Source organism: Aliterella sp. E5.1, from assembly GCF_057473825.1.
The window spans coordinates 1-10,983 of record NZ_JBYCCV010000115.1 but is presented as its reverse complement, the minus strand read 5'-3'; the positions used below and the strand labels follow the sequence as shown (position 1 = coordinate 10,983).

Sequence of the window (10,983 nt, the reverse complement as noted above, 5' to 3'; positions counted from 1 at the left end):
CTTTGGACAAGGTTGAAGATGAACTTAGCTTAGGTCTATTAGAACTTTGTGCTGACCCAGACCGTCTTCGCTCTCTAACTTTCTTCCCTCCTCTATAGCTACTTTGTTAGAACGCAACTTGGTATAAGTGGTTATGTAAGAGCGATCGCAATACTCGTTTAAAAGAGTGTGTTGATATTATCCGCGCTTTGTGGCAAGGGGAAACTGTGACTCACAAAGGTTTAGTTTGTGTTGAGGAAGCAAAACTCTACTCTCTTCCCGAAAGCCCACCTTTAATTATTGGTGCTGCCATCACCCCCCAAACTGCCGAATGGCTGGGAAGTTGGGCAGATGGATTAATTACTATTTCTCGCCCCTCAGAGAAACTTAAACAAGTCGTTGATGCTTTTCATCGAGGTGGTGGAGAAGGCAAACCAATGATTTTGAAAGTCCAGCTTTCTTACGATCGCACCGAGGAAATGGCACGACAAAAAGCCCATCAACAATGGCGCAACAATATTTTTAAAAATATTGTCATGTCTGAGCTTCGCACGCCGCAACAGTTTGATGCAGCCGGAGAATTTGTCAAACCAGATGAATTAAACGCTCACGTCCGCATTTCTGCTGAAGCGCAACAACATATCGAGTGGCTGCAAAAAGATATTGACCTAGGGTTTGATGAATTGATTTTGCACAATGTCAATCGCGAACAACAACAGTTTATTCAGGTATTTGGCGACAAAGTATTGCCAATACTAGCAAAAAGCTAAGGTAGTCTTAATATAGATAAGGATAATTGATTGACCCAGGAACGAGTGGCACATTCTGGTTTTCTATTTTGATTGTTTTTGTTACCAAGAGAATTAGCAAGTGAACTATGAAGAAAATTAAGTACGTTTTATTAAGCTTATTGGGGTTAATTGGGGCAATTTTGATCTGGGGCTTGCTCGAACCATACATAATTGATGTAGAACCCCAAAACGCAGCAATTCCTAATTTACCTGCTGCATGGGAGGGGAAAAAAGTCGCGGTTATTGGTGATTGGCAGGTAGGAATGTGGCTGGACAATACCCCCACTATCCAGCGAATTGTTCAGCAATTAGTTCAGGAGCGCCCCGCAATTGTACTGATTATTGGCGACTTCATTTACTCTCCAGGTAAGAATCCCAGCGACGAAATCAGCAAGGCAATTGAGCTTGTTAGTCCTCTGCCTGCCTCTGGTATCTTGACCTATGCCGTATTAGGCAATCACGATTATGCAATGAAAGCCAAGGATGCTCCTCCAAACATCGCTTTAGCCACCAAGTTAGCTGAGTCTCTCGAATCCGTGGGCGTGCAAGTGCTGAACAATGAGGCTGTTGCGATCGCGCCGCCCCAGAACCAGACATCAAATAGAAGCGATCCTATGTATTTAGTAGGTATAGGATCGCATTGGGCCAATGAAGATAAACCAGCAGTAGCACTAGCTGGAGTGCCGAACTCAGCACCCAGATTTGTGATGATGCATCATCCTGACTCTTTTGCCCTATTTCCCGCTAACACTGCACCTGTGGCTGTAGCAGGACACACTCATGGCGGACAAATTCGCTTACCATTTACTCCAGAATGGTCTTGGTTGAGTTTTACTAAAGAAGATCGAGTTCATGTTGATGGTTGGATCGATGGATATGGGCAACAAAGCAACCATCTTTACGTAAACCGAGGGATTGGTTTTAGTATCCTACCAATACGAATCAACTGTCCACCTGAGATTACTCTTTTCACACTTAAGCAAGCCCGCTAAGATACTTAAAGACTGATTCTTTACTTATTTGTTCAAAAATTATTTATTCTAGAAAACCAAGCTATACAAAAGCAATCAACCTCTTAAAAAAGCGAATTAAGTGGTATCGGGCAAAGTTTGCTATAGATATTACATTTTTTCGTTAGCTGATTAATTCGTAAATTTGTTGTTTTCTGTCATAAATGTAAATTTTAGATAATTTTAAAAGAGCAGTTTTAATAAAAAGTTATAATCAATTTTTAATAAAATATATGCGACAATTTCTGTACTACTAATAAAGTATTTTGAAATTAAACCTTCAATGTTTCTGAAAAAATATTGTAATAAAACAATTCTATAACTAAAGATTGATTTGTTCTAGATTAGTAGTTGCTAATTTGATAAGCAAGCAAACAAATAAGAGAAAAATCAATCATGCAACTTTGAAATTTGTCTAAAATTATAGGTTTTAGTGCGACGAGCGCTCTGCCCTTAAACATATCTGCTTTGCTAGGTTATTTCACCTAAAAATGGGCAGGAGCAAATTTATAAAGGGAAGGGATTCAACCGAGATTGGCTGGAAATAGTTGGGTGATTTGCTCTGTCTTACCTACTAAAAACAAGTACCGAAAACCAGCTATAGACAAAAAACCCGGTTTAAAAAATCGTATTAGCGATCGCAAACTTACTACTTATCGAGACTTCAATCAATTGGGCTGGCTATCGAGAATAAGACTTTTGCTTGTTGCTTAGGTTATGCAGTTACCTCTAAAACCTTAAGTAGCAACTGCTTAGATTCAGTAAATTACTAGCAAAAAAGGATTTTAACTATGAAAGATTTTAAATTATCTAAACTTATCAGTGTTGGTGTCATCCTGTTGAGTACAGCACTTTTATTTTTCACTTTGTCTGCCTGTGCGCCAACACCAGTAACGACTATTCCACCAACTACAGTTGCACCCAGAGTTGTTTATACTGATGGCGGTTTCGATTGGGGCTTGTTGGGCTTACTTGGTCTATTAGGGTTAGGAGGATTAACTGGCGTGAGAAAGCGGAGAAATACTGATATTGATAATACCCGCTACTAGATTTGTTCGAGCAAACATAATTTGAGTTGTATTGAGACGATCGCTGATTGTGCAACGCCAACTCTCAATTAGCTCTTGTGTCACTCTCGTGAGTTCTCCACGAGTTTTCCACTATTTAGGCTTATCTTCAATTTATAGCCAGTTCAATCATTGATTGTACTCAAATTTCCCTTGCTCTTTAAATTCATTTTTTAAGAGGTTTGAATATCAAAAAGATGTTATTTCTGGAGAAGAACAGATATCGTACCAGACTAAACCTTGTCAAAACTTAGATTATTAATTAACAAACTAAATGTTGTGTGACTGCCTAAAAACTAAGGCATAGCTTCCATGGACGAGTACCACTTTTAAAGCTAACTTAATATGGATTACATCTACACGCAAAACCTATGTTTTACAAACACCGTCACATTTCCAATTAGAAAATTTTTGAGGTGATTTTTAATGTCTAATTCTTCTAGTTTGAGTAGAGGAAACGCAGGATTCCTAGCTATAGGAATGTCAATAAGTGCAGTTGTTTTCTCAGGCATTTCTGCTCCAGCCCTAGCTCAAAATAACTTTCCTGATGTTGATGCCAATTATTGGGCGCAACCGTTCATTGAGCGTTTAGCGGCACAAAATATTATCTCTGGCTATCCAGATGGAACATTTCGACCTGAACAGCCTTTAGATCGCGATGAATTTGCCGCGCTGATCCGAGACGCTTTTAATCAGAATGAAGTGCGGCAGATACCAAGTGGCAGTGTATTTAAAGATGTTCCTAGTGGTTATTGGGCGGCTCCTGCCATTGAGGAAGCGTATGAAGCAGGATTTATGAGGGGATTTCCTGGTGGCTTATTTCAGCCACGGGAGGAAGTTTCTCGCGTTCAAGCATTAGTTTCCTTAGCCAAGGGTCTAAATCTATCATCAGGTAGCCCCCAAGCAACTGCAAGCACTACTACAAATCAAGCAGTTACTCCAGCAACCACACGTCGAGCAGCCAAGAAGCGAAAATTTATTCCACTGGCAATTGTTTCCTTGATGGAGCCATTACTACTGGCTTCAGCGAACGCTCAAGCTGCGATTCCTAGTAATTCGACCGCACCATTAGCTAGTAACGAAGGTGTGTCTCCAACAACATCTACACCAAGCGAACAAAATGTAGCTGCTAACAGTCCTCCAGCATCTATTGTCAGCACTTATTATACAGATGTAGAACAAATTCCTCAGTATGCAATTGATGATGTAGCCGCAGCAACCAAAGCAAACATTGTAGTCAACTATCCAAATGTAAAGGTTCTTAATCCTAACGAGCCGCTTGATCGTGGCGCTGCTGCTGCTTTGATCTATCAAACCTTGGTTCATCAGGGCAAATTGCCACCCCTTCCTAGCAATGTAGAATCCTCTAATTATATTGTTGGTTTTCCTGCTAAATAAACCAATGTTTTCTAACACTCCTCCGTCTGAAAATCGGAGGATTTTTATCTCAATGGGTATTATCTATAGAACAGCCAACCCCTGGCTTATTCCCTGACACCAACTCCATTAAAAGTAAAATAAGTTACTTCTAATGGCTGCCCGATGGCAGAAAACAAAAAACTGTCTCTCAGATTTATAGCTCGTATCTTCTAGAGTTTTAGTATCTTCCAGTTCACCCAGAAAGATATCATTTCTGAATAATTATTTTATTTTTATTTAGTAAAACCAAAATAACATATTTTATATTATCACAAGATCAAGTTTGACCAGATAAAAAAAATAATTTAATTTCATTTTCTATATTAATTTGATCTCTAATTTACCCTACTAATTTCAATTTAAAGCTGCTTCTACTTGTTCAGCCAATTTCAAGGGATTAAACGGTTTATTCAGTACACCTTTGACCCCTAATTGGTTGAAATTATCCTTGAAAAAACGCCCCTTAGCTGTTGCTAGAATAACCGGAATATTCCTAGTCAATTTATTAGACTGGAGTTTTTTTAGGGTAGTCAATCCATCCTCATCCGGCATCATTACATCTAAAAGAATTGCATCAGGCTGCATATCTTGAGCTAGTGACAAACCTTCATGACCAGAACGGGCTGTTATTACTTGCCATCCTCCCATAAGCTCTAGGCAGGTTTGGATCAATTTGAGGATGTCATTTTCATCATCAATGACTAAAATCCTTTTGGCTGTCATTGCTAGCTTCTCCTTCTAGCTTTTATAAATATTTATTGTTCAACTTCATTGCCTATTATTCATAAAAATTGAATTCCACAATTAAAATTTATTTAGGCAATAATTCTAATTATAATTTAATAGTAAACATATATACCTATGACCTTGATACTTATTTTTTTAATTATTTATAGATTTATAGTTTTTACTGAAATCTTTAACTAATTGATTAAAAAGCTACCGATCGCAAACAAAGTAGTAGTAAAAAAAGTTTAAGTTGCTTGAATTTTATTTCATCTCTAAATTAAAACTAAAAAGTGGAAAAGTAGTGGATAATTAGCGATCGCCAAGGGATTTGACCAAGACTTACACTCACAGAGCGCGATCGCGCGAACCATAACCATAGGTTAAATGAGATTCCAAATCTTTCCAGCTACTCTTACAGCTATTAAACTTCAGAAAAGGCGTAGGACTTGAGAACTGTCACATTTTCTAGGGTAGAACAAAAAGGTGGAAAAGTTGGGTAGGAGGATGAAAGAGTAATTATCTATGGTGAGGAAACCCGTTGCGCCAACATAGAAATGTCAGCCCAAAACTCAAAATATGCTTAGTTCGATACGTCACCTCAAGAGCTACATCGTTGCTCTTACCGCCGTTGCCATTGCTTTTCTCTTAACACAACTAATTTGGTGGACGATTCAACCCCATTTGTATCCACTATTTTTGGCGGCGGTGATGGTGAGTTCTTGGTATGGCGGTAGGAGAGCAGGATTGTTTGCCATTACCTTGTCTGCTTTGCTTTGTGCCTACTTCTTTATCCCCCCATTTTATTCGCTGGCAGTCGCTCGAAATAGTATCGATGGGCTATTTCAGTTCTTGTTAGTATCACTACTAATTAGTTGCCTTAATACAAGGTTGCGCTCTACCCAAGAAATAGCAGAACGCAATGCGAGAGAAGCTCAACGTAATTATGAGGATCTACGCCAAAGCCAAGAAAACGTGCGCCTCAGCGAAGAACGCTATCGCTTGTTAGTAGAGGGAGTCACAGACTACGCCATCTTCATGCTAGACCCAAACGGGATCTTTTCTAGTTGGAATAGTGGTTCAGAGCGGATGCTAGGCTATTCTGAGGCAGAAATTATCGGTCAACCTTTTGAACGGATTTTTACGCCAGAAGCAATTACAGAAGGTTTACCTACAAGAGTGCTACAAACAGCGATCACCGAAGGTTTTTCCAGAGAGAATCGCTGGCACATTCGTAAGGATGGAACGCACTTTTGGACTCATTGTATTGTCACCGCCTTGCGAGATGAGAGTGGAAAACTGCGGGGCTTTGCCAAAATTATGCAAGACATCACCCAGCGCAAACTAGCTGAAGAAGAACGGGAAGAATTGTTACGCCGCGAACAAGCTGCCCGCGCCGTTAGCGAAGCGGCACAAAGTGCGGCAGAAGCAGCCAATCGCGCCAAGGATGATTTTTTGGCTGTGGTTTCTCACGAATTACGTACTCCAATGACAGCGATTATTGGTTGGGCTGGGATGTTGAAGTCAGGGATGCTAGATCGAGATCGAGCAACTCTAGCAATGGAGACAATCGAGCGCAACGCTAACTTGCAAATGCAACTGATTGAAGACCTGCTCGATATTTCCCGCATTGTCAGAGGAGATATTTCCCTCAATCTCGGCAGAGTCGATCTAGCTAGAATCATTGCCGCAGCAATTGAAGTCGTACAACCAGCCGCTAATGAGAAAGCGATCGCTCTGGAGTTTGGGCAGGAGTCGGCAGCCAAAACAGCGCAGGAACAGCAAAGGGATAACTCATCTCTCTTTTGGGGGGACTCAGAGCGCTTGCAACAAGTGGTGTGGAATCTACTTGCCAATGCGATTAAATTTACTCCTGAAGGGGGTAGGGTAACGCTCAGGCTGTCAATCGTTAGTGATTCATCGTTAATGGCTAATAGCGATCGCCAATTAACTACTAAAAAACTTGCTCAAATCCAAGTCAGCGACACAGGCATAGGGATCAGTCCTGAATTTCTCCCCTACGTTTTCGATCGCTTCCGTCAGGCAGATAGCACGAGCGTAAGATCCCACAAAGGGCTAGGCTTAGGTTTGGCGATCGCGCGTCATTTAGTTCAACTCCACGGCGGCACTATTAGAGTAGAAAGTCCAGGCAGAGGACAAGGTACTACGTTTACAATCGAACTTCCCGTTTTGGCAAGAGTAGAGGAGGAAGTAGGGGAAGCAGGAGAAGCACATCCTCTAGCCACTCACCACCTCCAGCCACTCTCTATCCCTGCTCTTGGTGGCTTGCGAATATTAGTTGTAGATGATGAAGCTGACGCGCGACGGTGGCTTACTATTGTACTTGAAGAGACTGGCGCAGAAGTTATTGCTGTTGCTTCCGTCAAGGAGGCACTTGAAACAATAGAACAACAAAGACTGGATATACTAATCAGCGACATTGGGATGCCAGGGGAGGACGGCTACGCGCTGATGCGTAAAATTAGAGAAATGGAACCCCAAATAGGCGGAACTATTCCCGCCGTAGCATTGACTGGATATGCCAGGGAAGAAGATTATGCAGAAGCAATAGCCGCAGGTTTTCAGCTTCACGTTGCTAAACCAATTAGGGCGGCTGAGTTAATTGCCGTTGTTGCTAGTCTGGCTAAAATGGCTGGAAAACTCTGATTTAGAAAATTTTTAGCTTTATTTATGCTTTTAAGTAGTAGCTTATACATCTAAAGAGAGAGGTCAGCATTGCCTTTGATAGATGTTTGGCGCAGCTAAAACGAGTTATAAGTGATGCCAGAGCCTTTGTTCCTATCACCAATTCCTCCTGTAGAAGTAGGCGATCGCCATGAAAATTCTCGTAGTTGAGGATGATGATTCCATAGCTCAAGCTGTTGCCGCAATGTTGCAACAGCAACGCTGTCTTGTGGATATTGCCGTTGACGGTCAAGAGGGTTGGGAACTAGCAACAGCATTCAACTACGATCTAATTTTGCTTGATGTGATGTTACCAAAGCTAGATGGCATGAGTTTATGTAGGCAATTGAGGCAAAAAGGCGAACAAATACCAATTCTCATGCTGACGGCAAAAGATACCAGCACTGATAAGGTTTTAGGTTTAGATGCAGGTGCAGATGATTATGTCGTTAAACCCTTTGATTTTCCCGAATTAATTGCTCGCATTCGCGCTTTATTGCGGCGAGGCAGTACCACTTTGTCTCCGGTATTAGAATGGGGCGCTCTGCGTCTCAATCCTAGTAGCTGTGAAGTGACCTACGGACATCAAGTTTTACATTTAACTCCCAGGGAGTATACGCTGTTAGACCTGTTTCTGCGTAACCCCCGGCGTACATTTAGTCGCAGCGAGATTGTCGATCGCTTATGGGATTTGGCAGACCCGCCTCAAGAAGATACGATCAAGTCTTATATTAAAAGTCTGCGTCACAAACTCAAAACCGCAGGCGCACCGTCTGATTTAATTGAGACAATTTACGGTCTGGGCTATCGCCTCAAGCCTTTACAGGCGGAAATTTCTCACCCTGAACCAACTGCTCCAGATTTAGACGAGATGCAACAAGAAATTTTATCGGCAGTAGTCAAGTTTAGGGAAGTCTTTACAGCAGGGTTAAGCGATCGCCTGGCAGTATTAAAACAAGCAGTAGAAGCTTTAGGTCGTGGGACGCTTAGTGATGAGCTACAACAGGCGGCTGTGCGAGAAGCTCACAAACTAGCAGGCTCATTAGGTAGTTTTGGTTTTACTCAAGCTTCGCAATTAGCTCAAGAGATTGAGACATTGTTAGAAGCAAAAAATAGCAGAAATACACATTGCCTGCGCCTGTGTCAGCTTTTAGAAAAGTTGGAGGCGCATACAAAGCAAACTCCAGCCAAGGCAGATTTGAGTAAATTATTTCTCAATTGACAGTCATTTTAATTTTTCCACCAGTTTTCCACTATTAAAACTTAACCTCAAACTATAGCTAGTTCATCAGTTGATGCGATCGAGTAAGTTTGAGGGTGGATTTTTAATTCATCAAGCCTAATCGAAACTTAAATAAAACAGCAAACAAGGAAATTTTCATGAATAAATTATTTGGTAAGTCATCTTCTTTAAGCGCCGCCTTGCTAGCTTTTGGGGTATCAGTTGGTACTGTAAGTCCCATAGCGATTTCTGCATCTGCTATTGCTCAACAGCCTCCCGCTTCTCCATCCCCCACTCCCAGCACAACGACGAACTTTTCTGATGTTAAGGCTGGCTACTGGGCGCAACCATTTATTCAAGCCCTAGCTGCCAGAAACATCATTACTGGCTTTCCTGACGGTACATTTAAACCGAATCAACCTGTAGACCGCGCTGAATTTGCGGCAATGATCCAAAAAGCTTTTAACCAGAAACCAATTCGGCAATTAAATGCGAGTGCATTTACAGATGTCCCTGCTGATTACTGGGCAGCCTCTGCGATTGAGGAAGCTTTCAATACCGGATTTATGACAGGCTTCCCTGGTGCTTTATTTCTACCAAACGAGCCAATTCCCAAGGTCCAGGCGATCGTTGCTTTAACTAATGGTCTAGGTTTGGCTCCACGCGGTTCTGCCTCAGATATTAACAGAAGCTACTACATAGATGCCGGACTAATTCCCATCTATGCGATCAATAATGTAGCAGCAGCAACCCAAGCTAATGCTGTTGTCAATTATCCCAATGTAAGAGTGCTAAATCCACTCATGCCTTTGACAAGGGCAGAAGCGGCAGCACATTTATATCAAGCCTTAGTTCGCTTGGGACAAGTGCAGCCCCTTGCCAGTAGCGAAGCAGCAACCAATTATATTGTGCGTCGCCCTAGCAACGCTAGTCAAACTACCCCAACTCAAACTCCCAGTACGGTAGCTGCTAGCAATTTAGTTGCAGTAGCAGCATCAAATCAATCTTTTTCCACGCTAACTTCTTTATTAAAAGCTACAGGACTAGCAGAAAGCTTGCAAAAACAAGGACAGTTTACAATTTTTGCTCCTACTAATGAAGCATTTGCGGCTCTACCTCAAGAGACTTTGCAAAAGTTGCAACAAAAAGAAAATAGTGCAGTCCTGATGCAAATTTTGATGTACCACATCGTTCCTGGACAACTGAGTGCCAAAGAACTTTCGGCGGGAGAATTGAAAACGCTTGCCAATAGACCTGTAAATATTCAAGTCGATCCGGCTCAAAATCAAATTTCAGTCAATGATGCCAGAGTGATTCAACCAAATATTCAAGCTAGCAATGGAGTCATCCATGCGGTGAATGAAGTTCTTCTACCACCCAACTTGGATCTCAGTCAGTTGCGGTAGTTCAAGCGATCGCAAACATTCAAAGCTTATACAACTGTAAGCAATAGCATCAGAGTTATATCAACGAGTAGGAAAAAGATAATTCCTGTAATAGTGATTTCAGGCTATAGTCCCTAGTGCCTAATGGCGCAATTTGTCCTATTCATGACCTGAGAAAGTTTTTAACTTTACTTAACGTTAAGGAGCAAATCCTATGGATGCTAGCGATTTGTTTAAAAATATGGTGGTTCAGAAAAATCTTGGTCAAGAGGCTTGGAACTCAAAAAATTTGGAGATAGCAAGTTTAATTGAAGAAGAAGCTGCGGGGAAACCCCTAAATGGAGAACGGATAGATTTAGCAATTTCTACTGAAGGCACAGGAGTTATTTTACTTTCTTATTTATCAATAGCGGCTGGAGGTTTGATTATTTTCAGGCTATTGCACAAAAGAGAACAAGAATTCCCAAGAAGTTTGTCAAGCCGCCTCAATCAATTTCCCTGTATGAACTGCCATTTTTTTTCTACGAATCCGTACCTCAAGTGTACGGCGAATCCAGTTGCAGTTCTAACTAATACCAATTCTTTATGAAGCTGCGCTAAATAAAGCTTCAAGGATGAAATTGTAAGAAGTGAGAGAAGCAATCGTCTCAGGAGTGATGGCAAGGAGTGCATCAGTTAACTTCTGCTGTAGTTGTGGGA

General features: G+C 41.4%; 8 protein-coding genes and 1 pseudogene. 8 read left to right on the top strand and 1 reads right to left on the bottom strand.

The window, feature by feature from the left end; all coding sequences use genetic code 11:
• Positions 1-125 precede the first annotated feature (125 nt).
• The 4 genes and pseudogenes from AC2VE5_RS21745 to AC2VE5_RS21730 all read left to right on the top strand — a co-directional run.
• Positions 126-749 (top strand): annotated as a pseudogene (locus tag AC2VE5_RS21745) (LLM class flavin-dependent oxidoreductase); the annotation flags it as partial.
• A 107-nt stretch (positions 750-856) separates the two neighbouring features.
• The gene (locus AC2VE5_RS21740) at positions 857-1,762 is read left to right on the top strand and encodes a metallophosphoesterase (protein ID WP_486889773.1); all 906 of its coding nucleotides are present in this window, start codon (positions 857-859) and stop codon (positions 1,760-1,762) included.
• 809 nt (positions 1,763-2,571) lie between these two features.
• Complete coding sequence (locus tag AC2VE5_RS21735; protein ID WP_486889772.1) at positions 2,572-2,829, top strand: WGxxGxxG family protein; 258 nt, start codon at positions 2,572-2,574, stop codon at positions 2,827-2,829.
• A gap of 444 nt (positions 2,830-3,273) precedes the next feature.
• Complete coding sequence (locus tag AC2VE5_RS21730) at positions 3,274-4,245, top strand: S-layer homology domain-containing protein (RefSeq protein ID WP_486889771.1); 972 nt, start codon at positions 3,274-3,276, stop codon at positions 4,243-4,245.
• A gap of 375 nt (positions 4,246-4,620) precedes the next feature.
• On the opposite strand, the gene AC2VE5_RS21725 is transcribed toward AC2VE5_RS21730, so the two are convergent.
• On the bottom strand, positions 4,621-4,989 hold the full coding sequence (locus AC2VE5_RS21725) for a response regulator (RefSeq protein WP_486889770.1): 369 nt from the start codon (positions 4,987-4,989) through the stop codon (positions 4,621-4,623).
• A gap of 582 nt (positions 4,990-5,571) precedes the next feature.
• Here AC2VE5_RS21725 and AC2VE5_RS21720 point away from each other — a divergent pair.
• The 4 genes from AC2VE5_RS21720 to AC2VE5_RS21705 all read left to right on the top strand — a co-directional run bounded on the left by AC2VE5_RS21720 (position 5,572) and on the right by AC2VE5_RS21705 (position 10,873).
• Positions 5,572-7,659 (top strand): hybrid sensor histidine kinase/response regulator, encoded by a 2,088-nt coding sequence (locus AC2VE5_RS21720; RefSeq protein WP_486889769.1) that lies wholly within the window; start codon positions 5,572-5,574, stop codon positions 7,657-7,659.
• Between the two features lie 169 nt (positions 7,660-7,828).
• The gene (locus tag AC2VE5_RS21715; protein ID WP_486889768.1) at positions 7,829-8,899 is read left to right on the top strand and encodes a response regulator; all 1,071 of its coding nucleotides are present in this window, start codon (positions 7,829-7,831) and stop codon (positions 8,897-8,899) included.
• A 158-nt stretch (positions 8,900-9,057) separates the two neighbouring features.
• A complete protein-coding gene (locus tag AC2VE5_RS21710; protein WP_486889767.1) occupies positions 9,058-10,305 on the top strand; it encodes a fasciclin domain-containing protein in 1,248 nt (415 codons plus the stop codon).
• Positions 10,306-10,498: 193 nt separating this feature from the next.
• On the top strand, positions 10,499-10,873 hold the full coding sequence (locus tag AC2VE5_RS21705) for a hypothetical protein (protein ID WP_486889766.1): 375 nt from the start codon (positions 10,499-10,501) through the stop codon (positions 10,871-10,873).
• Positions 10,874-10,983: the final 110 nt, after the last annotated feature.